The organism is Shimia biformata (assembly GCF_016888515.1).
GTDB classification, from domain to species: Bacteria; Pseudomonadota; Alphaproteobacteria; order Rhodobacterales; family Rhodobacteraceae; genus Shimia_A; species Shimia_A biformata.
Genome location: NZ_JAFEJK010000001.1, coordinates 679,805 through 706,633 on the forward strand (window position 1 = coordinate 679,805; position 26,829 = coordinate 706,633).

A 26,829-nucleotide genomic window follows, 5' to 3' on the forward strand; every position below is an offset into this window, starting at 1 on the left:
CCCGTGGATAGTCACATGACCATACGCAGGGCTGTTCCCGACGAGGGGGCGGCCCTGCGTGTTTTGATCGACGCCGCCTATCAAGCTTATCGCGACGCAGGGATTCAGCTCCCCGACGTGACCGACGGGCTGGAAGACGAGATTGTCGCGGGCCGGGTCTGGGTGGCCGAACTGGAAAACGGGGTGGGCGGGGTGTTGAACCTGTCGGTTGAGCCCCCGAATGCGCATCTGATCAATGTTGCCGTTGCGCCCCTCGCTCGCGGTCAGGGGGTTGGCGGAGCGCTGATCCGGTTTGCCATCGACATGGCGCGGGCGTCAGGTTGCGATGCCTTGAACCTTGCGACGCACAGCGACCTTGCCGATAACATTGCCCTGTATCAGCATCTTGGCTGGCAAGTTGTTGAGGCCGGCGCGGGCAAGACCCTGATGACCTTGACGCTCTAGGTCGGCTTCATCCCTGCTTTTTGGGTGCTGTCAAAGCATCCGCCAAAAGGTCAAAAACCACCCTGATCCGGCGCGACGTGTGCAACTCGCGGTGGGTGGTCAGCCAGACCGGAAAGACGACAGGCGCCATGTCCGGCAGCAGCACTTCGACCTCGGGACATTGGGCGGCAACGACATCATCCATGATCGAGATTCCGAAGCCTTGCCTTGCAAGGTTCCATGCCACGATCCCGTTCTTTGATCCGATCCTGAAATTGTCGGCAGTGAGGGGGGCACCCAGGGGCAAAAGGTGTTTCAGCATCTCATCGGTATCGCCGAAACTGACAAATTCGTGCCGGGCTAGGTCGGCCAGAGTTTCGGGGCGGCCGTTGCGCTGGATGTAGTCGGTCGAGGCATAAAACCGGGCCGTCGCTTCGCGGACCAGTCGTGCGATCAGATCGGGCTGTTCAGGGCGGACATGGCGCAGGGCGATGTCTGCCTCGCGCCGCATCAGGTCCTGAATGTCGTTGACGGCGACGATCTCGATCTCAAGCTTGGGCGCACGTTTCTGCAAGTCCTTCAGGATCGGCGGCAGGATGTGGGTCGAATAGATGTCCGAAGCCGTGATCCTGACCAGACCGTCGATTGACTGGGATTGCCCTGCCGCCGCTATCGACAGGCGCGTGGCGGCGTCACCCATGTCGCGGACATGCTCAAGAATGTCCCGTCCTGCGCGTGTCAGGTGCAGCGCCTTGCCGACCCGTTCGAACAAGAGGACGCCAAGGTCGTCCTCAAGCGCCGCCACCTGCCGACCCAGCGTCGGCTGCGTCAGTCCCAACCGCCGCGCAGCCGCTGACAGCGTGCCTTCCTCAGCGGTGGCAAGGAATGCGCGGACATGGTTCCAGTCAAAGGGGGTTTTGGGCAATTCCATGCAAATATGTATAACGAAACTGCGAATTTCCGCAATTCCCGGCGCTTTGTGTATGACCTATTCTGTCGCCAAAGGAGATTTCAGATGACGAGCAACGCAAAATTCTGGGACGGCATTGCCGAGAAATACGCCCGCGACCCGATCAAGGACATGAAGTCCTATGAATACACGCTTGAACGCACACGATCCTATCTTGGCAAGTCCGACAAGGTGCTGGAATTGGGGGCCGGGACCGCATCGACGGCTCTTCTGCTGGCAGATTCCGCCGGACAAATCACGGCAAGCGACCTGTCGGATGGGATGCTGAATGTCGGTCGTCGCAACGCCAAAGCCCAGGGTGTCGGCAACATTGACTTCCTGTGCAGCGATGCCATGGTCGCCGAAGTAGCGCCGGGCAGTTTCGACGTGGTCATGGCCTTCAACCTTCTTCATCTGGTCCCGGATCTGGACGCCGTCCTTGCGCGCGCCCATGAGGTGCTGAACCCCGGCGGGTTGTTGATTTCGAAAACGCCCTGCCTTGACGACAGCAACATTTTTGCGCGCGGTGCATTCCGCGTCATGATCCCTGTCATGCAGCTGTTCGGCAAGGCGCCCTTCGTGCGCTACATGACCTCGGACTATTTGGAACGCCGTATTACGCGCGCCGGGTTCACCATCATCGAGCGTGTTAACCTTCCGGGCAAGGTCGGTCGCCCCTATTACGTTGCCCGCCGCGATTGATCCGGGCAATTTGAAGGCGCTTCAAGACGGGCGGGGGTGTTGTCCCTGCCCGTTTGCGTTTACCACAGGGCCATGTCGAACAGGAGGACAGGATGACGTTGAAAGTATATCTCTCGGGCGAGATTCACACCGACTGGCGCGAACAGATCATGGAGGGCGCGAAGGGGTTGGATGTCAGCTTTTCCGCTCCGGTCACCGATCATGACGCCAGCGACGACTGCGGCGTTGCCATCCTGGGCGCCGAAGACAACAAGTTCTGGCATGACCATAAAGGTGCCAAGATCAACGCGATCCGCACACGCAAGGGGATCGAGGATGCCGATGTCGTTGTGGTCCGGTTCGGTGAGAAATACCGCCAATGGAACGCGGCTTTCGACGCGGGCTATGCAGCTGCATTGGGCAAGTCGATCATCGTTCTGAGCCTGCCTGAACATCAGCATGCGCTGAAAGAGGTGCATGCCGCGGCGCTTGCAGTGGCCGATGAACCCGGTCAGGTGGCCGAGATTCTGACCTATGTCCTTACCAGCGTGCTACCGGGCTGAACCGGGGGCGCATCCGGCGGAAGTTGTACGAAAGCGAAGTCGCCACTCGTAGGGGGCTTGCGGCGCATGGGCCATTTTTCCCCGTAAAAAATCCACCCTAACCCCCGGTTTGCAGTCTATAGATTTGAGCAGGGGCGCTTGATTGCGCCTGGAAACGGTCTTTGGGCCGCGAACAGGGAAGGGAAAAACATGCTGAAGGAATTCAAGGATTTCATCGCCAAGGGCAATGTCATGGACATGGCGGTAGGGATCATCATCGGGGCGGCCTTCACCGCCATTGTGAAATCAATGGTCGGTGACCTGATAAACCCGATTGTCGGGCTGTTTCTGGGCGGTGTCGATTTCACCAACCTTTATGTGGTCCTGGCTGGAGAGGTTGCCGACGGCGCCAGCCTTGAGGCCGCGCGCGAGGCCGGGGCAGCGGTCTTTGCCTGGGGCGCGTTCGTCATGGCCGTGATCAACTTCCTGATCATCGCCTTCGTGGTCTTCATGCTTGTGCGCTACGTCAACAAGGTCAAAGAGGCGGCCCAGAAGCAGGAAGAGGCCGCCGAGGTCGAAGAGGCGCCTGCAGGCCCGTCGGAACTGGATGTTCTGCTGGAAATCCGCGACTCGCTGAAAAAGTAACCGTGCATCATGACGGAATGGGGCTTGCCGTTGGCGAGCCCCTTTTTATGTTGTGCGGCCAGGGAGGATGACTTTGGAAAAAGGTGCATTATGGAACAGATGATGGAACAGGCCGGGTTTCTGGGGCCGCTATTGTTGAATTCGGTCAAGGCCGTGGTTGTCTTGATGGTGGGTTGGACCGTCGCGGGCATGATCAGCCGCGCATTGCGGCGACGTGTGAATGCCCGCCCCGAGATCGACGACACGATCGGTAATTTCGTGGCAAGCATGGCGCGCTGGGTCATTCTGGCGATCACCGGGATCGCGATACTTGGCCTTTTCGGGATCGAGGCGACGTCGCTTGTGGCCATGCTAGGCGCAGCAACGCTGGCGATCGGTCTCGCGTTGCAGGGAACGCTCAGTGATCTGGCCGCTGGATTTATGCTTATCCTGTTCCGGCCTTACAAGCTGGGACAATTCGTCGATATCGGCGGCACTTCAGGCACGGTAAAGGACCTGAACCTGTTTGTGACCGAGCTTGTGACGCCGGACAACGTGCAGATCATCGTGCCAAATGGTCAGGCCTGGGGATCGATCATCGCCAACTTCAGCGCCCATGACACGCGTCGCGTCGACCTGGTCTTTGGCATCGATTATGGCGACGACGCTGAGAAGGCCAAGGCGATCATCCTGGGCGAGGCTAAAAAGGATGCTCGCGTTTTGGCCGACCCCGAGCCCTGGGTGCGGGTCACCAACTTGGGTGACAGCTCGGTCGACCTGACCGCGCGGATCTGGTGTAACGCGGCTGATTTCTGGGAGTTGAAATTTGCCATGACCCAGGCAGTCAAGGAAGCTTTCGACAAGGACGGTATTTCGATCCCCTATCCGCATTCGGTGGAAATCCACAAGGAAGGCTGACGTGTTTTCCCGAGAACCAAAAAGGGCGGCCCCGCAAGGCCGCCCTTTTTCGTTTTACGCTTTTAGCGCCAGGTTCGGCGACAGCACGTCAATCCCCAGCGCCTTGCCGACTGCGTAATAGGTCAATTGTCCGGCATGTACGTTCAGACCGTTCAGAAGGTGCGGGTCATCTTCACAGGCCTGCCGCCAGCCCTTGTCGGCAAGGTTCAGAAGGAACGGCAACGTGGCATTGCCAAGCGCCTGGGTCGATGTCCGCGCGACCGCGCCCGGCATGTTGGCGACGCAGTAATGCATAATGCCGTCGACCTCATAGATCGGGTCGGCATGGGTGGTCGCCTTCGAGGTCTCAAAGCATCCACCCTGATCGATTGCCACGTCTACTAGCGCCGCGCCGGGTTTCATGTCGGCCAGTTGGGCACGATTGACCAGTTTGGGGGCGGCGGCACCCGGGATCAGAACGGCACCAATGACCATGTCGGCCTCTCGCACCAGTTTGGCGGTGGCGCCTGCTGTGGAATACTGGTTCTTGAACGTGCCACCGAAAACATCGTCGAGGTAGCGAAGCCGGGGCAGGGAACGGTCCAGAACCGTCACATCCGCGCCCATTCCGGCCGCGATTTTTGCGGCATGGGTGCCAACAACACCGCCGCCGATCACAACAACCTTGGCCGGGGCAACCCCTGGCACGCCGCCCATCAGAACGCCGCGCCCGCCATTGGCCTTTTGCAGCGTCCACGCGCCCACCTGCGGTGCCAGACGGCCTGCCACCTCGGACATAGGCGCCAGAAGCGGCAACCCGCCACGGTCGTCGGTCACGGTTTCATAGGCGATAGCGGTACAACCCGAGGCGAGCAGATCCTTGGTCTGTTCCGGGTCGGGCGCAAGGTGCAAGTATGTGAACAGCAGCTGGCCTTCGCGCAGCATCTTGCGTTCCACCGCCTGCGGTTCCTTGACCTTGACGATCATCTCAGCGCTGGCAAAGATTTCTTCGGCCGTGTCGATAATGCGTGCGCCCGCAGCGACATAGTCTTCGTCCATAAAGCCGGCACCAATCCCGGCGCCTTTCTGGATAAGGACGTCGTGGCCATGCGCAATGGCTTCGCGGGCGGCATCGGGCGTCATGCCGACGCGAAATTCCTGTGGTTTGATCTCGGTTGGGCAGCCGATCTTCATTTGGGTCTCTCCCTGAGTACATTTGTTTTCAAATATGAGGCACGACGTGTGGAATTTGCTTGTTTTTTGAGCGGTTTGAAAACTTTCAAACGGAAGAATCTTCGAATACTGTCAAAGACTACGCAAGAAATGGGTGTCAAATGTCTCTTGATCAAACGGATCGTCGGATTTTGAGAGTGTTGCAAAAGACCGGGCGGATCTCGAATGCAGACCTGAGCGAGGCGGTGAACCTGTCAGCGTCGGCATGTCACCGGCGGGTGCAGCGGCTTGAGGCGGACGGCTATATCCGCGATTACGTCGCGCTTCTGGATGCCCGCAAGTTGAACGTGCCGACAACCGTTTTTGTTGAGATCACACTCAGCGGGCAGGCGGATGAGGTGCTGGACGCCTTCGAAAAGGCGGTCAGCCGCATACCTGACGTGCTGGAGTGTCACCTTATGGCGGGGACAGCGGATTATCTTCTGAAGGTGGTGGCCGAGAACACCGACGATTTCGCCCGCATTCACCGGCAATACCTGGCGCGTTTGCCGGGCGTTGCACAGATGCAGTCGTCCTTTGCACTTCGCACCGTGTTCAAGACAACCGCGCTGCCGGTCTGAGATCGCCTGTCACAAATCCATGGGCTGTTTCGTCTTTAGGGAAACAACCGTGGAGAAAACAGATGACAAGGACAATGCTTTGGGGGCTGGGCGGCTATTTCCTGGCCAGCGGGGTTTTTATGTGGGTGGCGCCGCAGCTTTGGTACGACACCGTGCCGGGCGTGAAGCAAACCGGCGGCTTCAATGCGCATTTCATTGCCGATGTTGCCCTTTCCTTTGGCGTTTCAGCTGTGGCCATCGGGGTGGCTGCGCAGAGCGGTGACCGTCGACTCGCACTTTTTGGCATCGCATTTCCGGCGTGCCATGCGGTCTTTCATCTTTGGATCTGGATTGCCCATCGCGGCATGGCGGCCGATCAGGTGGCGCTGGTCAACCTAATGGGTATTCAGTTGCCCGGATGGATTGGTTTGGCGGCGGCGTTGAAACTGGGAAATAGGGGGGCTGCAGCATGATACGGATGATGCTTCACGCCGGGGCGCGCGCATTTGGCAAACGCTATGACTACAACGTCAACTATATGCACAGCGTTATTGACGTCTCGACCGGGGCGGGCATGGCACTGACTCTGTTGCCGCTGGTCACCCAGTACAAGGGGCCGAAATCGGCGCGGGCTGTCTGGGCCGGGGCGCTTCTGGCGTCAACTCTGGACGGGGATTGCGGGCCTTGTGCCCAATTGGTGGTCGACATCGCGGTGGGGCAGGGCGTCGATGGTCAGGCGCTTCTTGCTGCGATCGAGGGGCGGTTGGATGAGGCAGGCGATGTCGGGCTTGGGGTCCGGTTTGCACAAGCTGCGATTTCGCGTTCTTATGAGCCCAACCCGTTCGCTGATACCATCAAGACGCGGTTCGGGGACAAGGCACTTGTGGCGGCCAGCTTCGCTGCCGCATCCGGGCGGTTCTATCCCGTGTTCAAACGCGGGTTGGGTGAAGGACATGCGTGCCAGCGGATCGAGGTGAACGGACATGTCGGCAAGGTCGTGTTGTAAATGAAGGACCAGGTCGAACTGTTCGAGGCCGAACGCCCCGCGCTCTTGTCGATTTCCTACCGTATGCTGGGGGAACGCAGCGCAGCCGAGGATGTCGTGCAGGAAGTGTGGTTGCGTTTCGCGGGGCAGGCCGCAGTGGAAAACCCCCGCGCCTGGTTGCGTCGGGTGGCCACCAATATCGCCATCGATACGCTGCGTTCGGCCCGAAATCGCCGCGAAACCTATGTCGGCCCGTGGTTGCCAGAGCCTCTGATCCACACGGACGGATCGCCCGTCGAAGCCGGGTTTGAACTTGCACAGGAATGCGAATTGGCGCTGCTGTGGGCGATGGAGCGTCTGGCCCCGGTCGAACGCGCGGCCTTTGTCCTGCGCGAGGCTTTCGATGCTGACTATGCCGAGATTGCGGCAATGCTGGACCGGTCCGAGGCCGGTTGCCGACAGTTGGTGAGCCGCGCCCACAAGCGCCTTCATGCTGAAGGTCCGCGTTTCGACGTATCCCGGGACGAAGCCGCCGCTGCACTCGAACGGTTCTTTCATGCGGCGATGCAGGACCACCAAGCCGCACTGGAAATGCTGGCGCAGGATGCAATGGCAATCTCGGACGGCGGCGGCAAGGTGTCGGCGGCACTGCGGGTACTGCAGGGGCCAGAGGAGATCATGCAGGTCTTGCGCGCCGTTCTGGAAAGGGAAAGCCGGGTAGGAGGGGTAACTTTCGATTGGATCCGCGCCAATACCACCCCCGCACTCGCGCAATACAAACATGGCGTACTTGAAAGTGTTATTGCGGTCGTTCCCGATCGGCACGGGCGGGTCGGCTGGATTTACATCATGCGCAACCCGGAAAAGCTGAGGCCGCAGACAGGGGTTGATTGACAAACCGTCGCCTGCGCCGTCTTCTCGGCCGGACGTGGGAGAGTGTGTATGGACTGGGACCATATTGTCGTCGGCGCAGGCAGCGCCGGTTCGGTGATCGCAAGCAGGCTGGCACGGGCCGGGCGCAAGGTGCTGCTGCTGGAGGCGGGCGGTCGTGATAGCTATCACTGGATTCATATCCCGATGGGCTATCTCTACTGCATCAACAACCCGCGCACGGACTGGATGTATCGCACTGCAGAAGAGGATGGACTGAACGGTCGCTCGCTCATCTATCCGCGAGGCAAGGTGTTGGGGGGATGTTCGTCGATCAACGGAATGCTGTACCTGCGCGGGCAGGCTGCGGATTACGATGGCTGGCGGCAGATGGGCTGCATCGGCTGGGGCTGGGACGATGTGTTGCCCCTGTTCAAACGGTCCGAGGATTACGTCGAGGGGCCGTCCGAGATGCATGGCGCGGGCGGCGAGTGGCGTGTGGACAACCAGCGCCTGCACTGGGACGTGCTGGACGACTGGATTGCCGCCGCTGAAGCCTGGGGGCTGGCACGAACCGATGATTTCAACACCGGCAACAACGAAGGTGTCGGCTATTTCCGCGTCAACCAGCGGCGCGGTTGGCGACTGAACACAGCGCGTGCTTTTCTTGAACCCGCGCGCAATTATGCGCTGAAGATCGAGACCAACGCCATGACCCGGCGTTTGCTGATTGAAGATGGCAAAGTCGTGGGAGTTGAATACGAAAAGAATGGCGCGGTCAGACAGGCGCGGTGCGGCGGCGATGTGATCCTGTCGGCTGGTGCCATCGGCTCGGTGCAGGTATTGCAACTTTCGGGGCTTGGCCCGGCGGCGCATCTGCAAAGTCACGGGATTGCGGTCGAACGCGACATCCCCGGAGTCGGTGCAAACCTTCAGGATCATCTGCAACTGCGCTGCGCATGGCGTCTGACCGGGGCCAAGACGCTGAACACGATGGCAAACTCATGGTTGGGCAAGGCGAAGATCGGGCTTGAATACATGGCCACGCGATCTGGCCCGATGTCGATGGCGCCGTCACAATTGGGAGCGTTTTCCAAATCTCGCCCCGATCTTGAGACGCCGGATCTGGAATACCATGTTCAACCCCTGTCGCTTGAGGCCTTTGGCCAGCCGCTGCACGATTTCCCGGCAATGACCGCCAGCGTCTGCAACCTGCGCCCCGAAAGCCGTGGCCATGTGAGGATCACCTCGCCTCATGCCAAGGATGCGCCGGAGATTGCACCCAACTACCTGTCGACGGAAGGGGACCGAGCCGTGGCCATCGCCGCGATCCGGCAGGTGCGCGCGATCATGGCGCAGGCACCTCTGGCCAAATATGACCCGCAAGAGATCAAGCCCGGTCTGTCCGCCCAGAGCGATGCTGAACTGGTGCGCGCAGCAGGCGACGTGGGGACGACGATCTTTCACCCGGTTGGCACGGTGCGCATGGGCGCGGACGAGGCCGCGCCGCTGGACCCGCACCTTCGGCTGCGCGGGGTTGGCGGGCTTCGGGTTGTCGATGCCTCGGTCATGCCGACCATTACCAGCGGCAATACCAACTCTCCCACGATCATGATCGCCGAGAAAGCCAGCGACTTGGTGCTGGGGGCCGCGTGATGCCAAGCTGCGCCATCGTTTACTTTTCCGCGGCCGGTCACACGCGTCTGATGGCGGACATTCTTGGCAAGGAATTGGCGGAACAGGGTATCGAAGTGTCCCTCCTTGATGTCGAGACCATGGCGCCCGAAGACTGGGATTGCCTGCGCGGAGTGGACGGAATGCTGTGGGGGTCCCCCACCTACATGGGGGGTGTCGCGGCGCAGTTCAAAACCTTCATGGATGAGAGCGCCTTGCCGTGGGAGCATCGCCATTGGGCCGACAAGCTGGCAGGCGGCTTCACGGTGGCGATCCATCCGGCGGGCGACAAGCTGGCGACACTGCAACAGATGTCGATCCTCGCGGCGCAACACGGCATGCTGTGGGTTGGACAAGAGGTCGTCGGAGCGCCCGTGGTGCCCGAAAATGCTGGGCTGAACGTCAATGGTGTCTGGCTGGGGCTGGATGCGGTCGGAATTGACGATGCGACCCTGGTCGCAGAGGGGGACCGCGCCACGGCCCGCGCCTTCGCCCGACGATTCGCCGCCGCGCTGAAACGTTGGGGGGCAAATCCTGCGATTGGTGCGGGAAACAGTCCACCGAAATGACAAACCCCCGCGGCGGGGCCACGGGGGTCGTCAAAACTTTGGTGTCCAAAGCTGGAAAATCGGCTCTTAGAGCAGACCTTCGCGCTGGGCTTTCTTGCGTGCCAGTTTACGGGCACGGCGGATCGCTTCAGCTTTCTCGCGCGCTTTTTTCTCGGACGGCTTCTCGAAATGTTGCTTGAGCTTCATCTCGCGGAAGACACCTTCACGCTGCAGCTTTTTCTTCAGGGCACGAAGCGCCTGATCGACGTTGTTGTCGCGAACACTAACCTGCATGTGGTTTTCACCACCTTTCTAAGTTGAGTTGCAAGGATTTGCAGGAAGCCGCCATATAGCAACTCGGGTTTGCTTTGTCTAGTATGGGCCCAACGCAGGAGAATACCATGTCAGTGACCACAGATTCCGCCCTGTCCGACCAGCTTCTGGACGCCGCCCTGTTGCATGTGCCCTTTGATGGCTGGAGCGATGCCAGCTTTGACGCGGCCATCGCCGATTGCGGGGTGAAGCCTGATTTGGCGCGCGCCATGTTTCCGCGCGGAGCGGTGGACCTGGCGATCGCCTTTCACCGGCGCGGGGACGACCAGATGGCGGCACGACTCGCGGCGGCTGACCTGGCCGACATGCGCTTTCGCGACCGGATCGCGGCCGGGGTACGGTTCCGGCTTGAGGTCTGCGACGACAAGGAAGTCGTGCGCCGTGGCACCACGCTGTTTGCCCTGCCGCAATATGCCGGCACAGGCGCGCGCCTGATTTGGGAAACCTGTGACCGGATCTGGACCACGCTGGGCGACACGTCGCGCGATGTGAACTGGTACACCAAGCGCGCCACCCTCAGCGCGGTCTATGGCTCGACCGTCCTTTATTGGCTGGGCGACGACAGCGAGGGACACGCCGCGACATGGGCTTTTCTGGACCGGCGCATCGACAACGTCATGCAGTTCGAGAAGGTGAAGGGCCAGTTCAACGGATCACCGTTGGGCAAGGCACTGGCCGCGCCGTTTTCACTTCTCGGCGGACTGCGCGCCCCTGACGGGCTGAATGATCTGCCCGGACGCAATACCAACCGATAGGACCGACAAATGGAACAGATGATGCGCGCCGTTGAGATCTCGCAATACGGCGGCCCCGACGTGCTGGCACCAACAAAACGCCCAATCCCCCAGCCGGGACATGGCGAGGTGCTGATCCGTGTTGCCTATGCCGGGGTAAACCGTCCCGACGCGCTGCAACGCGCCGGGGCCTATATGCCGCCGCCCAATGCAAGCGACCTGCCGGGGCTTGAGGCGTCGGGGACGATCGAGGCTGTGGGCGCTGGTGTGACGGCATGGGATGTGGGCGACAAGGTCTGTGCGCTTCTGCCGGGTGGCGGCTATGCCGAGTACGCCCTGACCCCTGCCGCTCATTGCCTTCCGGTTCCCAAGGGTATGGGATTGAAACAGGCCGCCTGCCTGCCGGAAACCTTCTTTACCGTCTGGACCAACGTCTTTGACCGGGGTGCGTTGAAAGCCGGGGAACGGTTTCTTGTGCATGGCGGGTCATCCGGGATCGGGACAACCGCCATCCAGTTGGCCAATGTTTTTGGCGCGCGGGTCTTTGTGACCGCCGGATCGGTTGAGAAATGCGATGCCTGCCTCGACCTTGGTGCCGAACGTGCGATCAATTACCGGGACGAAGATTTCGTTGACGTGCTGCGCGCCGAGGGTGGCGCCAACCTGATCCTAGACATGGTCGGCGGAGATTATATCCCGCGCAATATCAAGGCATTGGCCGATGATGGACGGTTGGTCCAGATAGCTTTCCTGCAGGGGCCGAAGGTCGAGTTGAACTTTGCCCAGGTGATGACGCGTCGGCTGACGATCACCGGGTCTACCCTGCGTCCGCAGAGCGATCTGGCCAAGGCGCGGATCGCCGAGGCGCTGCGCGAACAAGTCTGGCCGCTCTTGGATGTCGGTCGCGTCGCCCCGGTCATGGACAGCACCTTTGCCCTGAACGATGCGGCCAAGGCCCATGCTCGTATGGAAAGCAGCGGGCATATCGGCAAAATCGTTCTGGAGGTCGCAGGCGGCTGATCGTCAGAGCGAGGCGTCGGGTTTGAACCCTTCGGGAATCCGATCGCAGCCTTCCAGGATCAGGTCGGCCATGACCTCACCCGTTTTTGGAGCCATGCCAAAGCCGATCTTGAACCCGCCGTTGGCGATGAACTGGCCCTCGCGGAACGGGTGCGGACCCAGCACTGGCGCGCGGCTTTTGGCGCGGGGGCGAACCCCGGCCCAGCGCTCGATCACCTCGGCCCCCTCCAGCGCCGGAACCGCGCGACGTGCGCGGGCGATCACATCATCAAGCTGTGCGTCGGTCGTGGCCAGGTCGTCAAACTCGCGTTCCGAGGTTGAACCAATAGCAACAGTTCCGTTTTCGTGCGGGATGATGTGTAGCGCGTCCGCGTAAAGCTGTGGTGCGACTGGCCGGGCCAGCGTCAGCAGCGCGGCTTGTCCCTTGACCCCATTCCCGACCATTCGACCCGCCTGTGTCGACAGTTCGACAAGGCCCTGCCAGCCTGTGGCCCAGACGACCTTGCCCGCTTCCGGCCCCTCGGTTGTGATCTCGCCACCAGAGGCCACAATCGCCGCCGCAAGCGCCGCCGCAGCGGAACGTGGGAACATGCGCGCACTAAGTGTGTCGTGGATCAGATAGCCAGTGGCGCTGACAGGTGCCCAGCCCCCCGCGACGGCGGCTTCGATCACTTGCCATTTTGCCTTGCCCTGCCACAACTCACGGCTGCTGACCTCGCGTTTGCGGGCAAGATCCAGCGCCCGCTGGTCAGCGATGGGTTGCAACCGTCCGGTGCGGCCATAACCCGGCGATACACCGCCCGACGCCGCAACATCGGCCCACCAGTCTTCTGCCATGATCAGGCTTTCGAACTGGAACTGCTTCTTGTCATTCCAGTTTTCCGGCGTATGCGGAGCCAGCGCGCCGACAAGTCCTCCAGACGCGCCCGCGCCAACGCCATAGGGGTCGATCACCCGCACCTTTGCCCCGCGCCGGGCGCAGGCCCAAGCCACCGAAAGGCCAAAGGCGCCTGCGCCGAAAACCGTGACATCGACCATTGCAAATCCTACCCGCATTGCCCAAAGCTGACCGCTGAGACCCTCATAAGGCATCCCGGCATGAGCGACCAGAAGGCAGATCTGGAGTGGCGCGACGACGCCATCCCGGTGTCGACCCGTTTCGACGACCCCTATTTCAGCCTCGAAAACGGGCTTGCGGAAACACGGCACGTGTTTTTGGGTGGAAACGGTCTGCCTGCACGGTTTCAGCCGGGCTTCCACATTGCCGAACTGGGATTTGGCACCGGGTTGAACCTGTTGACCGCCTGGGCCGCGTGGGAAGAAAGCGGTCAAAAAGGTCCGCTGCGTTTCACAAGTTTCGAGGCATACCCGATGGACGCGGATGAGATGGCAAAGGCGTTGTCAGCGTTTCCCGAATTGGCGGGCCGCGCCAGCCGCTTGGTTGCGGCCTGGGGGCAGGACCCAACCCTTTCCACGCTGGACGGCATCGACGCCCAAGTGATTATCGGCGACGCAAGACAGACCCTGCCCGAACAGCAGTGGCAGGCCGACGCATGGTTTCTTGACGGGTTTTCCCCCGCGAAAAATCCCGAACTGTGGGATTCTGAACTGATGGCAGAGGTCGGCCGGCACACCAAGCCCGGCGGTTCAGCGGCGACCTATACGGCGGCGGGATTTGTCCGGCGCGGGCTGGCTGATGCCGGGTTCGACGTCGAGCGTATCAAGGGCTTCGGCCGTAAGCGTCACATGACTGTGGCAAGGATGGCGTCATGACACAGGCGAACAACCGCCTTGGCATCGGGTTGATGATCCTGACCACCTTTGTCTTTGCCGCTCAGGACGGGTTCTCGCGCCATCTCGCGGATACCTACAACGTCTACCTTGTCGTGATGATCCGATACTGGTTCTTCGCCGCCTTTGTGATTGCATTGTCGGCGCGTCGTTCAGGCGGGTTGCGGCAGGTAATAAAAACCCGCTTTCCGTTGCTGCAGTGGGTGCGTGGCGCGCTCTTGGCAGTCGAGATCATCGTGACCGTGCTTGCCTTTACCCTGCTGGGGCTGACAGAAACCCATGCCGTCTTTGTCTGTTATCCTCTGATTGTCGCGGCACTGTCCGGCCCGGTTCTGGGGGAAAGCGTCGGATGGCGCCGATGGAGTGCGATTGGCGTAGGCTTGCTGGGGGTGCTGATTATTCTCAACCCCGGCGCAGCGGTGTTCTCGCCCGCTGCCATCGTGCCCCTTGTCGGGGCGCTGATGTTCGCGGTTTACGGATTGCTGACCCGATATGTGGCGCGGGGCGATTCCTCCGCGACCAGCTTTTTCTACACCGGGACTGTTGGGGCGCTGGTCATGACCGCAATCGGTATCTGGTTCTGGGAACCGATGACGGGGGAAGACTGGGTCTGGATGGGCATGCTTTGCGTTTCCGGCGTCTTCGGGCATTGGCTTCTGATCAAGACCTATGAATTTGCCGAGGCCAGCATCGTGCAGCCGTTCGCCTATCTTCAGCTTCCTTTTGCGGCGATGTTCGGCATGATCTTTTTTGCCGAAACGCTGCGCAGCAATGTCGCCATAGGAGCGGCGATTGTGATTCTGGCGGGGTTGTTCACGCTCTGGCGGGAGCGGGTTTCGACCTAGCGCCGCACCTTGATCGTATTGCCCACCAATTCCTTGCTGAAGGGGACAGGATGCGGGTTCAGACCCAGCCGCGCACGGTAAACAGGCAGGCTTTCGGCAACGCGCATGACATAATTCCGGGTTTCGTTGAACGGGATGTGCTCGATCCAGTCGATGATATCCATCCCGCCACGCCGCCGGGGGTCTCCCATTTCCTTCATCCAGCGCTCTGGACGGCCCGGTCCCGCGTTGTAGCCTGCCGAAACCATGATGACGTTGCCGTCGAACTGTTCCGCCAGCCCGGCAAGATATTCGCTGCCCAATGTGGCATTATAGACAGGATCGGCGGTCAGTCGGTATTTGCTGTATTCCTGACCCAAGCGGCCCGCCACCAGTTTCGCAGTGCCCGGCATCAACTGCATCAATCCCATCGCACCGGCATGGCTGACGACCACTGGGTCGAATTCCGACTCACGCCGGGCAATTGCCAGCGCCATCTCGGTCGCAACGGGCAAGCGTTGACGCACCAGAGGGTGCAGCGGGTAATAGGGACCGGGAAGAGTGATCCCGCGCCGCACCATGTCCTTGCCAAGCATCACCGCCACATGCGGTGCGCCCAGATCCTGCGCCATCTGGCCCATCTGCCCAAGGCCCGTGCGGTCCTGAGTTTCCGAAAGATGAACCCAGAACTGTTCGGCGCGTGTCAACTCTCCGGCTTCAAGGAACAACAGGGCGGCTTGGTGGACGCGAGACTTCGTGAACGCAGCCTGACGCCAATCTGGGAAGGTCTCGTTCCCGCTCAACTCGGGGTCCGGCGACAGGCCCGCCTTTTCCGCTGCAAGAAGCCCGTAGAAACTGGTTTGATGCGCCCCGCCGCGACGATAGGCTGCCTGAGCATTTGCGCTTTCACCCATCGCATCATAGGCGCGGCCAATCCAATACCCGGCCCTCCCCAGAGAAATCGGCGTCTCTACTGATGCCTCGAACCGTTTGAAATGGCCTAAGGCCACACCCGGACTGTTCAGAAAACGCAGCGCGATGTATCCCGCCAACCACTCAAGATCGGAATAGCCATAGCCCATGGACGGGGTCATGGCGTGGTTCGAAGCGACGGCATAGGCGGTCTTGTACTGGCCTTCGCGCATCTTTGACCGTGTCAGCGCACGTTGCCATCCGCCCCAACTGGCGGGGTCACCCAATGTTCCGGCCTTTGCCCGTTCCAGCAGCAGTTCAATGGCGCTGTCGTCGCGCCCTTTGCGCGCGCGCCACTGGAATCGCTCATAGGCTAGGCCGGGGTCGTTTTTGAGGCTGGCCGGAACCGCCTCGATCAATCCGTCCACTCCCTTGTCCATGTCGCGCAGTGCCAGCCGTGCGGTGGCCAGCTTTTGCCAATCCTCGCTGACCAGCGGCATCATCCGGCCAACGTTATTTTTCCAGCCTTTCCACAGAAGGAAATCCATCCGTGCCTGATGGTGCGATTTCAACAGTGCGCCGTGGCGTGACAGGAACAGGTCATGCCATTCCGGGCCGATGTCCATAGTCCGCCAAGCCTGCACGATTTCAGCTTCGGCATCGCCGGTCTTGCCATTGCGCGCCAGGATCCGCGCCTTGATCAGTGCCCCTTCCGGGGTCTGTGCCGGGGCCGCGCCGAAAAACGCCTCGACCTGCTTGTAGCTGGCATTGCCGAACACGCCTTCCGACTGCTCGCGCAGATAGGACAGGCCCGGCCAATCCGGGTTGCGGTTGAGGAAATCCAGAACCTCGGACGGGGTGCCTTTGCCGTCGCGCAGCCGGAACCATTCGACAATGTCCAGAGCCACCCGGCCAGACTGCCGCAATTCGGTTTTGGCCGCCGCGTAGTCGTCGGCGCGGATGGCCGCCATTGCGCGACTCATCGGTGTGGATTGTTGCGCCAGAGCGGCGCCAAACCACAGAACACTCAGAAAAACAGCCAGTACGGGGCGCAACATCTCTTGCAATTTCCAATGCGACAAACGATAGAACCTCACACTAAATGCGCCCGTGTCTGCCCTCAACTCACATTTGCGAAGGGTGGCGCGGAACCGCCGGACCCGAAACAGACCAATTAAGGAGCGTGACCATGTTCAAAGGATCCCTTCCCGCACTCATCACGCCGTTCAAGAACGGCGCAGTTGATGTGGACACGCTCAAGAAGCTGGTGGAATGGCATATCGGCGAGGGCAGCAGCGGCCTTGTTCCCGTTGGAACAACAGGTGAAAGTCCGACGCTGAGCCACGAGGAACACGAGATGGTCGTGGACGTAGTGGTGCGCACCGCTGCCGGCCGGATTCCGGTGATTGCCGGGGCCGGGTCGAACAACACGGTCGAGGGCATCCGCTTCATGCAGCACGCCCACAAGGTCGGAGCCGATGCCGCTCTGGTCGTGACGCCCTATTACAACAAGCCGACCCAGCGGGGGTTGATCGCTCATTTCACGGCGTTGCATGATTGCTGCGACCTGCCGATCATCATCTACAACATCCCCGGCCGCTCGGTCATCGACATGACCCCGGCCACGATGGGCGAACTGGCGAAACTGCCGCGTGTGATCGGCGTCAAGGATGCAACGGGCGATCTGGCGCGTGTCAGTCAGCAGCGCATCACCTGCGGCACCGATTTCGTCCAGCTTTCGGGCGAGGACGCCACCGCGCTGGGCTTCAACGCGCACGGCGGCGTCGGCTGCATTTCGGTGACCGCGAACGTCGCGCCGAAACTCTGTGCCGAGTTCCAGGCCGCGACGCTTGCGGGCGATTATGCCAAGGCGCTGGCATATCAGGACAAGCTGATGCCGCTGCACGAGGCGATCTTCCTTGAGCCGGGATTGGTCGGCGCGAAATACGGCATGGCGAAACTGGGCCTTTGCTCGGACGAGGTGCGCCTGCCGCTAACCGGCCTTTCGGACGCGACCAAGACTGCGATCGATGCGGCCATGGCACACGCCGGCCTGATCTAAGAACCTTTTGGGCAAAACACTCCCGCCGGGTTCGCGTGCGCATGGCGACACACGAACCCGTTGGGCGTGGCCCTCGCTGCGCTCGGGTTTTCGGGTATTTGGGACCAGTAAAAAGCCCCGACATGCCCGCGCCTTCTTTCTTGCGCAAATATTCAGGGCGTCCTGCTGTGAAGTGAAAAGCGGCGGATCAGATCAGCAAGTTCAAAGCGAGAACCGCGCCGGCACCGGCGGTCAAGCCGCCAAGTCCCGAGAGCAAGATCCATGGCCAGGTGCGGCGGGTTTCCGGTTCAGCCGGTGTCGCCTGCCGGATCAGCGCCGCCTCGACCAGACCGGGCAGGCGCGGACCGAACCGGGCCAGGACGCGCGCGGTCTTGAACATGTCACGAGCCAATGCACGCGGGCCGATCGAGGTCTTGATGTAATCCTCGACCACGGGCTTGGCGACTTCCCAGATGTTGACCGTCGGATCGAGCGACCGCGCAACCCCCTCGACCACCACCATGGTGCGCTGCAGAAGGATCAGCTCGGTGCGGGTTTCCATGCCGAAGCGTTCGGTGACCTCGAAGAGGTAGTTGAGCAGCCGCCCCATCGAGATCTTGTCGGCGTCCATGCCGAAGATCGGCTCGCCCACTGCACGCAGAGCGCGGGCAAATTCGTCCACGTCTCGGTCGGCGGGGACATATCCGGCCTCGAAATGTACTTCGGCGACCCGGACATAGTCGCGCTGGATGAAGCCGAACAGGATCTCGGCATAGACCCGACGGGTGTATTCGTCGATATGACCCATGATGCCGAAGTCATAGGCGATGATGTCGCCGTTCGCCGCGACCTTCAGGTTGCCCTGATGCATGTCGGCATGGAAATAGCCGTCGCGCAGCGCATGGCTGAGGAACAGTTGCAGCACGCGGCCACCCAGCGCGTGGCGGTCGTGCCCCGCCGCATCCAGCGCGGTATTGTCGCCGATGTTGACACCTTCCGCCCAGCCGAGAGTCATCACGCGCCGGCTGGAGAATTCCCATTTCACCTCGGGTACGCGAAAACCGTCGTCGCCGGCAGTATTGGCCGCAAACTCGCTGGCTGATGCGCTTTCAAGCCGCAGGTCAAGCTCTCCGGTGACAACGCCGTCAAAGTGTTCGATCACGTCGCGCGGGCGCAGGCGGCGCGAGGCGGGGGACAGGAATTCGATCACATCCGCCGCGAAATAGAAGGCGTCGACATCCTTGCGGAAGGCGCGTTCGATGCCGGGGCGAAGGACCTTGACGGCGACTTCCTCGCCAGTTTCGGCGAGACGCGCGCGATGGACCTGCGCGATCGACGCGGCAGCGACAGGTTCGGAGAACTCGGAAAACACGGTGTCGACAGCGACACACAGCTCGGACTCGACACTTTTCTTGGCTGTGGAAATGTCAAAGGGTGGCAACTTGTCCTGCAGGACACGTAATTGCGTGGCAAGGTCTTCGCCAGCAATGTCGGGACGGGTCGACAGGACCTGACCGAACTTGATGTAGGCCGGTCCCAATGCGGTCAGCGCGCGGGTTACGGGCGGCATGGATGGGTCGCCCTTTATCCCCAGCCAGCGGAACGGCCAGACCACGGTACGGGCAACGATGCGCAGCGGTTTCGGTGCGTCCATCGTGTCCATGATGACCTTCATCGCGCCGGTGCGTTCCAGGGTCGCGCCAGTGCGGATCAGCCGCCAGATGTTGTGCGGCCCTCTCACAGTTTCCAACCCGAATGCAGCGCGGCGATGCCCAGTGACAGGTTGCGGTGCTTGGCGTTGCCGAACCCGGCGTCGCGTATCATCGCAAGAAAGGTGTCTTGGTCGGGAAACTTGCGGATCGATTCGACCAGGTACTGATAGCTGTCCCGGTCATTGGCAATGACCTGCCCCATGCGCGGAATGATGTTGAAGGAATAGAGGTCATAGACCTTCTGCATCATGTCGTTCGGAATTTGACTGAATTCCAGAACCATTAACCGGCCACCGGGTTTCAGCACGCGATAGGCTTCGGCCAGCGCATCCTGCGGGCGCGTGACGTTCCGAATGCCGAAGCTGATCGTGTAGACGTCAAACGTGTTGTCCTTGAAGGGCAGGGCCATGGCGTCACCCGTCACCCAGTCGAGGCTGGTCGCCATCTGTTCGGCCTCGGCGCGCTTTCGACCCTCGACCAGCATCGGCTCAGTCAGGTCGAGAACGGTCGCGTGACCCGAGCCGGCGCGCTTGAGAAAGCGAAACGAAATGTCGCCCGTGCCACCCGCAACGTCCAGCAGCCGCTGACCCGGTCGCGGAGCAAGCCAGTCCATCATCGCGTCTTTCCAGACCCGGTGAATTCCCATCGACATCACGTCGTTCATCACGTCGTATTTCGACGCAACCGAGTTGAACACGCCGCGCACGCGGCCCGCCTTTTCCGATTCCGGGACGGTCTGAAACCCGAAATGGGTGGTCTTGCTGCTTTGGTCGCTCATGGCCCTCGCCGCCTTTTGGTCGCGCCTTACATATAGGGCGGGTGCGGGGCAGACAATGCGCGGATTTGGCTCGGTGAATTCGCGGCGCGTCCCGTTTTGATCGACCGAGTGTTGTCTTTCCAGCAATTGGTCGACGCGCTAAAACCAGTGACGGATACCAAGAGACGAGAAACACGCATGCCTGAGCTTCCCGAAGTCGAAACCGTCAGGCGTGGGCTTGAACCTGCGATGACGGGTGCGGTGATCGCAAAGGCCACCGTGAACCGCCCCGACTTGCGCTGGCCCTTCCCGCCGCGCATGGCCGAGCGCCTGACTGGGGCGCGGGTTGACCGGCTGCGGAGGCGGTCGAAATACATCCTTGCCGATCTGGATCGAGGCGAAACGCTGTTGATTCATCTGGGCATGTCGGGGCGGATGACGGTCTCGGGCGACCCGCTGGGACAATTTGTCCACGATCACCCGATGCCAGAGAAACATGACCACGTTGTCTTTGATATGGAAAACGGCGCGCGGATTACCTTCAACGATCCTCGGCGCTTCGGCGCGATGGATCTTCTGCCGACTGCCACCGCCGACGCTCACCCGCTTTTGGCATCGCTGGGACCAGAGCCTTTGGGCAATGCGTTCAGCGAAGACCACCTTGTCGCGGCGCTGAAAGGCAGGAACACACCGATCAAGTCGGCGCTTCTGGACCAGAAGATCGTTGCGGGATTGGGCAATATCTATGTGTGCGAGGCGCTGTTTCGGGCGGGGATTGCGCCCACCCGCAAGGCCGGGCGCATCAGCGCGGCGCGGGTCGCATCGCTTGTGCCGATCATCCGGCAGGTGCTTTCTGAAGCCATTGACGCGGGCGGCTCATCGCTCAGGGATTTTCGACAGGCGGATGGCGAACTGGGCTATTTTCAGCATTCCTTCGATGTCTACGGACGCGAAGGAGAACCGTGCAGGCGTGACGGCTGTGGTGGCACCATTGGCCGAATCGTTCAGTCGGGTCGGTCGTCTTTCTATTGTCCGCAATGCCAAAGATAACTTGATCCGTGCTGGCCAAGTGGTAAGGAATCACTCCTGACCGGAACAACGGAAAAGAGATCGATGGCTTTTGAGACGATCATCGTCGAGGTGGATGACCACGTCGCCCTTATCAAGCTGAACCGCCCGAAGGCGCTGAATGCCCTGAATTCGCAACTATTGGGAGAGCTGGTTGAGGCGCTGGAAGAGGCGGACGCCAATGAGAAAGTGCGCTGCATCGTCATTACCGGGTCGGAAAAGGCCTTTGCCGCCGGTGCTGACATCATGGAGATGTCCGAGAAATCCTTTGTCGACATGTTCATGTCGAACTTCTTTGCCAATGAAGGCGACCGGGTTCTGAAAATCCGCAAACCGATCATCGCCGCAGTGTCAGGCTATGCGCTGGGTGGCGGTTGTGAACTGGCGATGATGTGCGACTTCATCATTGCCGCTGACAACGCCAAGTTCGGCCAGCCCGAGATCAACCTCGGTGTGGTCGCCGGGATCGGCGGGACGCAGCGCCTGACCAAGTTCGTGGGTAAGTCCAAATCCATGGACATGCACCTGACTGGCCGCTTCATGGATGCGGAGGAAGCCGAACGCTCCGGCCTCGTCAGCCGCGTCGTGCCCGCCAAGAAGCTGATGGACGAGGCCATGGGCGCGGCCCAGAAGATCGCCGAAAAATCCGTTCTGACCTCGATGGCAGTCAAGGAAGCGGTAAACCGGTCCTATGAGACCACGCTGGCCGAGGGACTTTTGTTCGAACGCCGTTTGTTCCACTCGCTCTTTGCGACCGAGGATCAGAAAGAGGGCATGGCCGCCTTCCTCGAAAAACGCGAGGCGCAGTTCCGCGACAAGTGAGCCGCCAACGCCAAAAAGCTCGGCGCCGGCCCCGTGCTGGCGTCCGAGTCCGTTTTCCTGTTTGCATTCGCGGCAAAAACCGCTATACGCCGCCGTCATACATGCGCGTGCAGCCCGCTCAGGCTTGAATCGATTCTCCATACCGGAGAGGTCCCGTTTGGGCAGTGGCACGCATTGAAGACTGAACGAACGAAAAGACAAGGATCCGAGATTCATGGCAAATTCGCCCCAGGCAAAAAAACGCGCCCGTCAGAACGAGCGTCGCTTCGCTGTCAACAAAGCGCGTCGTTCGCGCATCCGCACCTACCTGCGTAAAGTCGAAGAAGCGATTGCTTCGGGCGACAAGGACGCTGCAGGTGCAGCCCTCCGCGCGGCTCAGCCCGAGCTGATGCGCGGTGTGACCAAAGGCGTTTATCACAAGAACACCGCAGCGCGCAAAATGTCGCGCCTGTCGGCACGCGTAAAAGCGCTCGGCTAAAAAAACGGGGCTAACCCCCTGTTGCAAAAGGCGTCGCAATTCGCGGCGCCTTTTGTTGTTTCCACTCGCGCATAGCGGGTGTCAGAGATTCTTTTTTGTAAAAGCCAGAGTCAAGATCGAAGTTCTGTTGAACGACTCGCCAAGCCCTTGCTAGCTTGGACCTGCGATTCACTTCGCCTTTGGGGGGACAGACGCCAATTGAAGCGGCTTGGGGGCTGCGACGTGGGCGAGGCCCGGCACCGTGCCTTGGGGTAAGGCATGTCGCCCGGTCATTCCGGAGCCTGTCTGGATCTGTCATGAACCTGGCGCATTCTGCGCACAATTCACAGCTAGCCTGTCCGGGAATCCGGGACGGGAAGGGTGGGTTTGTGCGTTTGCCCAGGGTCCTTGGGGCATTGGGGATCGTTCATGAAAGGGACCCATAAGGTCCATGGGACGATTGAAGGCGGAAAACGGGGACACATGACACAGGAACAATGGGGCGAGCTGCAGCAGGTACTTCGCAAAACGGTCGGCCAGAACAATTACAAAACTTGGATCGAACCGCTTGAGTTTTCCGACCTGACCGACGGCGTGGCGACATTCTCGGTGCCGACGAATTTCATCGGCAACTATGTCAGCCAGAATTTCGGCGATCTCATCCTGCATCAATTGACGCAATCTGGCGAATCTGTGCGGCGCGTTCATTTCCGGGTGCCAGCCAATCGCACCGCGCGGCCGTCGGGTGAGCGTACCTCTGCGACTGCTAAGCCTCAGGTTGAATCCGCGACGGACCCTCGTTCCGCGTCTCGCAATGACGATCTGCCCGGTGCACCGCTTGACCCGCGTTTCACGTTTGACAGCTTTGTCGTCGGCAAGCCAAACGAACTGGCCAATGCCGCCGCCCGTCGCGTTGCCGAAGGTGGCCCCGTCACGTTCAACCCGCTATTTCTGTATGGTGGTGTCGGTTTGGGCAAGACCCACCTCATGCATGCCATCGCCTGGGAGCTTCAGGCCCGCCGCCCGGACCTGAACGTTCTTTATCTCAGTGCGGAACAGTTCATGTATCGTTTTGTTCAGGCACTGCGCGACCGTAAGATGATGGACTTCAAAGAGCTTTTCCGCTCGGTCGATGTTCTGATGGTCGACGACGTCCAGTTTATCGCCGGCAAGGACAGCACGCAGGAAGAGTTCTTTCACACCTTCAATGCGCTGGTGGACCAGAACAAGCAGATCATCATCTCGGCCGACCGCGCGCCAGGCGAAATCAAAGACCTTGAGGACCGCATCCGCTCGCGGCTGCAATGCGGACTGGTGGTGGATCTGCACCCGACAGATTACGAGCTGCGCCTCGGCATTCTTCAGTCGAAGGTCGAACAGTACCGCGAACAGTACCCCGGCCTTGTCCTGTCGGACGGTGTTCTGGAATTTCTGGCGCATCGTATCTCGACCAATGTGCGCGTTCTCGAAGGTGCCTTGACACGGCTTTTTGCGTTTGCGTCGCTGGTTGGGCGTGAAATCACGCTGGAACTGGCGCAGGATTGCCTTTCGGATGTGCTGCGCGCATCCGAGCGCAAGATCTCGGTCGAGGAAATTCAGCGCCGCGTGGCCGAACACTACAACATCCGCCTCAGCGACATGATCGGCCCCAAACGAGTGCGCAGCTTTGCCCGTCCGCGCCAGATCGCCATGTATCTTTGCAAACAGCTGACCTCTCGGTCGCTGCCAGAGATTGGCCGTCGCTTCGGTGGGCGCGATCACACCACCGTCATGCATGGCGTGCGCCGCATCGAAGAGTTGCGCGCTTCGGACGGTCAGATTGCCGAGGATCTGGAACTGTTGCGTCGCGCGCTTGAGGCTTGAAGCCCGGCAAACACGCGGTCAACAAGGCGAAAGTCACGGTTTCCCAGAAAATCGTGCCTTTCCGTCGCGCGTCCCTTGACGGTTCTGCGCAATCCCAGCAGAAAAGCAAAAAACACTTGTGCCATAGGGGGAAACAGTTAGGTTTCCTCTCCCGGCACTGGCGGAGGATAGTGGGATGAAGATCAGCATCGAACGCGGCACATTGCTCAAGGCCGTGTCCCAGGCACAGTCGGTTGTCGAACGCCGCAATACCATTCCGATCCTGGCGAACGTCCTGATCGAAGCCGAGGGCGACACCGTCCAGTTCCGCGCCACCGACCTGGATATCGAGGTGGTTGACAAGGCACCCGCACAGGTCGAACGCGCCGGAGCGACCACTGTTGCCGCCACCACCCTTCATGAGATTGTGCGCAAGCTGCCCGACGGTGCGCTTGTGACGCTGACCGACGACGGTGCCTCTGGGCGACTGACGGTTGAGGCGGGGCGCTCGAACTTTTCGCTGGCGACCCTGCCGAAAGAGGACTTCCCGGTCATGGCCTCGTCGGAATATGCTTCTAACTTCTCTGCCCCGGCCCCGGTGCTGCGGCGCCTGTTCGACAAGTCGAAGTTCGCGATTTCCACAGAGGAAACAAGGTATTACCTGAACGGCGTCTATATGCATGTGTCCGACGCAGATGGCGGCAAGGTGCTGCGCTGCGTCGCGACCGACGGCCACCGTCTGGCCCGGATTGATGCCGACCTGCCGTCCGGTGCCGCCGACATGCCCGGCGTGATCGTGCCGCGCAAGACCGTTGGTGAATTGCGAAAGCTTCTGGATGACGACGACATGCAGATCGCTGTTTCGGTCAGCGAAACCAAGGTGCGGTTTGCGACACCCGACATTACCCTGACGTCCAAGGTGATCGACGGTACCTTCCCTGACTACACCCGCGTGATCCCTGCTGGTAACACCCGCAAGCTGGAAGTTGACGCGGCTGAATTCGCGCAGGCCGTCGACCGGGTGGCCACTGTTTCGTCCGAGCGCAGCCGCGCCGTGAAACTGGCGTTGGACGAGGACCGGCTGGTCCTGTCGGTAAACGCGCCAGACAGCGGTGCTGCCGAGGAAGAACTGGCGGTGGCCTATGGTGACGAGCGGTTGGAGATTGGGTTCAACGCGAAATACCTGTTGGAAATTGCCAGCCAGGTTGATCGCGAGAACGCGGTGTTCATGTTCAACTCGGCCGGTGACCCGACACTAATGCGCGAAGGCAATGATACCACGGCGGTCTATGTCGTGATGCCGATGCGTGTTTGACCGGCTGACACCGGTGCGCTGCGCGCGCGAGTATTTGTGACAAGAAAGAAGGGGGCGGTGTGACGGGGCTTCACCTCACCAACCTGACCCTGTCGCATTTCCGGTCGCATCGGAAGGCGCGTCTTTCCGTGGACGCGAGACCCGTGGCCATTTATGGCGCCAATGGCGCCGGCAAGACCAATATCCTTGAGGCGGTGTCGTTGTTTTCACCCGGGCGCGGGCTGCGACGGTCCAGCGCCGCCGAGATGACACGGCGGCCCGAGGCGATCGGCTGGAAGGTTACTGGCGAATTGCATTCGCTTGGGCAGGTTCACGAGGTCGAAATCTGGTCCGAGGGTGGTGCCGCGCGTCAGGTCCGCATTGACGGCAAGGCCGCGGCGCAGGTGGCGCTGGGGCGGATCGCACGGGTGCTGTGGCTGATCCCGGCGATGGATCGCTTGTGGATCGAAGGTGCCGAGGGGCGGCGACGGTTTCTCGACCGTATGGCGCTGTCCTTCTTTCCCGGACATGCCGAGGTGTCGCTGGCCTATGAAAAGGCGATGCGAGAGCGGAACAGGTTGCTCAAGGATCAGGTGCGCGATCCGTTCTGGTATGACGCGCTTGAGGCGCAGATGGCGGTGGCGGCGGCGGCAATTCAGCATCATCGGGTCGAAACCGTCACTTTCCTGCGCGCCGCTCAATCCGGGGCCGAGACCTCCTTTCCCGTCGCGGACCTGTCGCTGGATGCACCCGACGACAGCCCGCTTGCAACCACCGAGGCCGAGTTTCACGACGTCTTTGCCGAAAGCCGCCCGCGCGATCTGGCGGCGGGGCGGGCGCTGGCGGGGCCGCATCGGGCCGATCTGGGCGCGGTGTTCGCCGCCAAAGGTGTGCCTGCACGAGATTGTTCGACCGGGGAACAGAAGGCGCTGCTGATCTCACTGATCCTCGCCAATGGCAGGGCATTGGCGAACGAGTTCGGCGCGCCGCCATTGTTATTGCTGGACGAGGTTGCGGCACATCTGGATGTGAACCGTCGCGCCGCGCTTTACGATGAGATCTGCGCCTTGGGCGCGCAAGCGTGGATGACCGGGACTGAACCCGGGCTGTTCGAGGCGCTGGGCGAACGGGCGCAATATGTTGAAGTCTCGGAACGCGGTGGGGAATCGGCAATCGTCGAGGCCTGAAATCGGGCGAATTTCCGCCCCGATCCGCGTGACATCCCCCTGCTGACCCGGTATATAATCAGCAAGAACA

Annotated in this window: 29 protein-coding genes; 22 read left to right on the plus strand and 7 right to left on the minus strand. The window is 60.9% G+C overall.

Annotated features, from left to right (window positions below; translation table 11 throughout):
- The first annotated feature begins 15 nt into the window (after positions 1-15).
- A complete protein-coding gene (locus tag JQ863_RS03190) occupies positions 16-444 on the plus strand; it encodes a GNAT family N-acetyltransferase (RefSeq protein WP_204112882.1) in 429 nt (142 codons plus the stop codon).
- A gap of 7 nt (positions 445-451) precedes the next feature.
- Here JQ863_RS03190 and JQ863_RS03195 read toward each other — a convergent pair whose 3' ends face one another.
- A complete protein-coding gene (locus JQ863_RS03195) occupies positions 452-1,354 on the minus strand; it encodes a LysR family transcriptional regulator (RefSeq protein WP_204112883.1) in 903 nt (300 codons plus the stop codon).
- A gap of 84 nt (positions 1,355-1,438) precedes the next feature.
- Here JQ863_RS03195 and JQ863_RS03200 point away from each other — a divergent pair, with 84 nt between their 5' ends.
- The 4 genes from JQ863_RS03200 to JQ863_RS03215 all read left to right on the plus strand — a co-directional run bounded on the left by JQ863_RS03200 (position 1,439) and on the right by JQ863_RS03215 (position 4,137).
- Positions 1,439-2,074 (plus strand): class I SAM-dependent methyltransferase, encoded by a 636-nt coding sequence (locus JQ863_RS03200; protein ID WP_204112884.1) that lies wholly within the window; start codon positions 1,439-1,441, stop codon positions 2,072-2,074.
- A gap of 92 nt (positions 2,075-2,166) precedes the next feature.
- Positions 2,167-2,616: a YtoQ family protein gene (locus tag JQ863_RS03205; RefSeq protein ID WP_204112885.1), complete on the plus strand. Its 450-nt coding sequence runs from the start codon at positions 2,167-2,169 to the stop codon at positions 2,614-2,616.
- A 189-nt stretch (positions 2,617-2,805) separates the two neighbouring features.
- The gene (mscL, locus tag JQ863_RS03210; protein ID WP_204112886.1) at positions 2,806-3,240 is read left to right on the plus strand and encodes a large conductance mechanosensitive channel protein MscL; all 435 of its coding nucleotides are present in this window, start codon (positions 2,806-2,808) and stop codon (positions 3,238-3,240) included.
- Between the two features lie 90 nt (positions 3,241-3,330).
- Positions 3,331-4,137: a mechanosensitive ion channel family protein gene (locus JQ863_RS03215; protein ID WP_204112887.1), complete on the plus strand. Its 807-nt coding sequence runs from the start codon at positions 3,331-3,333 to the stop codon at positions 4,135-4,137.
- 54 nt (positions 4,138-4,191) lie between these two features.
- On the opposite strand, the gene ald is transcribed toward JQ863_RS03215, so the two are convergent.
- Positions 4,192-5,310 (minus strand): alanine dehydrogenase, encoded by a 1,119-nt coding sequence (gene ald / locus JQ863_RS03220; protein ID WP_204112888.1) that lies wholly within the window; start codon positions 5,308-5,310, stop codon positions 4,192-4,194.
- Positions 5,311-5,450: 140 nt separating this feature from the next.
- On the opposite strand from ald, the gene JQ863_RS03225 reads away from it, so the two are divergent.
- From JQ863_RS03225 to JQ863_RS03250, 6 genes are all read left to right on the plus strand, one after another.
- Positions 5,451-5,909: an Lrp/AsnC family transcriptional regulator gene (locus JQ863_RS03225; protein ID WP_204112889.1), complete on the plus strand. Its 459-nt coding sequence runs from the start codon at positions 5,451-5,453 to the stop codon at positions 5,907-5,909.
- 62 nt (positions 5,910-5,971) lie between these two features.
- A complete protein-coding gene (locus tag JQ863_RS03230) occupies positions 5,972-6,361 on the plus strand; it encodes a hypothetical protein (protein WP_239113199.1) in 390 nt (129 codons plus the stop codon).
- The gene (locus tag JQ863_RS03235; RefSeq protein WP_239113200.1) at positions 6,358-6,894 is read left to right on the plus strand and encodes a hypothetical protein; all 537 of its coding nucleotides are present in this window, start codon (positions 6,358-6,360) and stop codon (positions 6,892-6,894) included. Before JQ863_RS03230 ends, JQ863_RS03235 begins: the two co-directional genes overlap by 4 nt.
- Entirely contained in the window at positions 6,895-7,767 is an 873-nt protein-coding gene (gene sigJ, locus JQ863_RS03240; RefSeq protein WP_204112890.1) for an RNA polymerase sigma factor SigJ, read from the plus strand. It begins immediately after the preceding gene.
- A 48-nt stretch (positions 7,768-7,815) separates the two neighbouring features.
- Positions 7,816-9,399, plus strand: coding sequence for a GMC family oxidoreductase (locus JQ863_RS03245; RefSeq protein WP_204112891.1), 1,584 nt, complete (start codon positions 7,816-7,818; stop codon positions 9,397-9,399).
- Positions 9,399-9,986 (plus strand): flavodoxin family protein, encoded by a 588-nt coding sequence (locus tag JQ863_RS03250; RefSeq protein WP_275411509.1) that lies wholly within the window; start codon positions 9,399-9,401, stop codon positions 9,984-9,986. Before JQ863_RS03245 ends, JQ863_RS03250 begins: the two co-directional genes overlap by 1 nt.
- Before the next feature lie 66 nt (positions 9,987-10,052).
- On the opposite strand, the gene rpsU is transcribed toward JQ863_RS03250, so the two are convergent.
- Positions 10,053-10,259, minus strand: a complete 207-nt coding sequence (rpsU, locus tag JQ863_RS03255; RefSeq protein WP_005614280.1) for a 30S ribosomal protein S21 — start codon at positions 10,257-10,259, stop codon at positions 10,053-10,055.
- A 107-nt stretch (positions 10,260-10,366) separates the two neighbouring features.
- On the opposite strand from rpsU, the gene JQ863_RS03260 reads away from it, so the two are divergent.
- Entirely contained in the window at positions 10,367-11,053 is a 687-nt protein-coding gene (locus JQ863_RS03260; RefSeq protein ID WP_204112893.1) for a COQ9 family protein, read from the plus strand.
- Positions 11,054-11,062: 9 nt separating this feature from the next.
- Entirely contained in the window at positions 11,063-12,052 is a 990-nt protein-coding gene (locus tag JQ863_RS03265) for an NAD(P)H-quinone oxidoreductase (RefSeq protein ID WP_204112894.1), read from the plus strand.
- 3 nt (positions 12,053-12,055) lie between these two features.
- Here JQ863_RS03265 and JQ863_RS03270 read toward each other — a convergent pair whose 3' ends face one another.
- Positions 12,056-13,090, minus strand: a complete 1,035-nt coding sequence (locus JQ863_RS03270) for an NAD(P)/FAD-dependent oxidoreductase (protein WP_204112895.1) — start codon at positions 13,088-13,090, stop codon at positions 12,056-12,058.
- A 60-nt stretch (positions 13,091-13,150) separates the two neighbouring features.
- Here JQ863_RS03270 and mnmC2 point away from each other — a divergent pair, with 60 nt between their 5' ends.
- Together mnmC2 and JQ863_RS03280 are read left to right on the plus strand one after the other, a co-directional pair.
- The gene (mnmC2, locus tag JQ863_RS03275; protein ID WP_204112896.1) at positions 13,151-13,825 is read left to right on the plus strand and encodes a tRNA (5-methylaminomethyl-2-thiouridine)(34)-methyltransferase MnmC2; all 675 of its coding nucleotides are present in this window, start codon (positions 13,151-13,153) and stop codon (positions 13,823-13,825) included.
- Positions 13,822-14,688, plus strand: coding sequence for a DMT family transporter (locus JQ863_RS03280; RefSeq protein ID WP_204112897.1), 867 nt, complete (start codon positions 13,822-13,824; stop codon positions 14,686-14,688). The genes mnmC2 and JQ863_RS03280 overlap by 4 nt, the downstream gene beginning before the upstream one ends.
- On the opposite strand, the gene JQ863_RS03285 is transcribed toward JQ863_RS03280, so the two are convergent.
- Positions 14,685-16,637: a lytic transglycosylase domain-containing protein gene (locus JQ863_RS03285; protein ID WP_204112898.1), complete on the minus strand. Its 1,953-nt coding sequence runs from the start codon at positions 16,635-16,637 to the stop codon at positions 14,685-14,687. The genes JQ863_RS03280 and JQ863_RS03285 overlap by 4 nt on opposite strands.
- Positions 16,638-16,768: 131 nt before the next feature.
- Here JQ863_RS03285 and dapA point away from each other — a divergent pair, with 131 nt between their 5' ends.
- A complete protein-coding gene (gene dapA / locus JQ863_RS03290) occupies positions 16,769-17,641 on the plus strand; it encodes a 4-hydroxy-tetrahydrodipicolinate synthase (RefSeq protein ID WP_204112899.1) in 873 nt (290 codons plus the stop codon).
- A 187-nt stretch (positions 17,642-17,828) separates the two neighbouring features.
- Here dapA and ubiB read toward each other — a convergent pair whose 3' ends face one another.
- Together ubiB and ubiE are read right to left on the minus strand one after the other, a co-directional pair.
- Positions 17,829-19,361, minus strand: a complete 1,533-nt coding sequence (ubiB, locus tag JQ863_RS03295) for a 2-polyprenylphenol 6-hydroxylase (protein WP_204112900.1) — start codon at positions 19,359-19,361, stop codon at positions 17,829-17,831.
- Positions 19,358-20,110, minus strand: coding sequence for a bifunctional demethylmenaquinone methyltransferase/2-methoxy-6-polyprenyl-1,4-benzoquinol methylase UbiE (gene ubiE, locus JQ863_RS03300; RefSeq protein ID WP_204112901.1), 753 nt, complete (start codon positions 20,108-20,110; stop codon positions 19,358-19,360). The genes ubiB and ubiE overlap by 4 nt, the downstream gene beginning before the upstream one ends.
- 177 nt (positions 20,111-20,287) lie before the next feature.
- Between ubiE and mutM the strand changes: the two genes are divergently transcribed.
- From mutM to recF, 6 genes are all read left to right on the plus strand, one after another.
- Positions 20,288-21,139, plus strand: coding sequence for a bifunctional DNA-formamidopyrimidine glycosylase/DNA-(apurinic or apyrimidinic site) lyase (gene mutM, locus JQ863_RS03305; RefSeq protein WP_204112902.1), 852 nt, complete (start codon positions 20,288-20,290; stop codon positions 21,137-21,139).
- A 63-nt stretch (positions 21,140-21,202) separates the two neighbouring features.
- On the plus strand, positions 21,203-21,979 hold the full coding sequence (locus JQ863_RS03310) for an enoyl-CoA hydratase (protein WP_204112903.1): 777 nt from the start codon (positions 21,203-21,205) through the stop codon (positions 21,977-21,979).
- 214 nt (positions 21,980-22,193) lie between these two features.
- Positions 22,194-22,457, plus strand: a complete 264-nt coding sequence (gene rpsT / locus JQ863_RS03315) for a 30S ribosomal protein S20 (RefSeq protein ID WP_204112904.1) — start codon at positions 22,194-22,196, stop codon at positions 22,455-22,457.
- Positions 22,458-22,919: 462 nt separating this feature from the next.
- Positions 22,920-24,299 (plus strand): chromosomal replication initiator protein DnaA, encoded by a 1,380-nt coding sequence (gene dnaA / locus JQ863_RS03320; RefSeq protein WP_204112905.1) that lies wholly within the window; start codon positions 22,920-22,922, stop codon positions 24,297-24,299.
- Positions 24,300-24,474: 175 nt separating this feature from the next.
- Positions 24,475-25,593, plus strand: a complete 1,119-nt coding sequence (dnaN, locus tag JQ863_RS03325) for a DNA polymerase III subunit beta (protein WP_204112906.1) — start codon at positions 24,475-24,477, stop codon at positions 25,591-25,593.
- 59 nt (positions 25,594-25,652) lie between these two features.
- Positions 25,653-26,759, plus strand: a complete 1,107-nt coding sequence (gene recF / locus JQ863_RS03330; RefSeq protein WP_204112907.1) for a DNA replication/repair protein RecF — start codon at positions 25,653-25,655, stop codon at positions 26,757-26,759.
- The last annotated feature ends 70 nt before the right edge of the window (positions 26,760-26,829 follow it).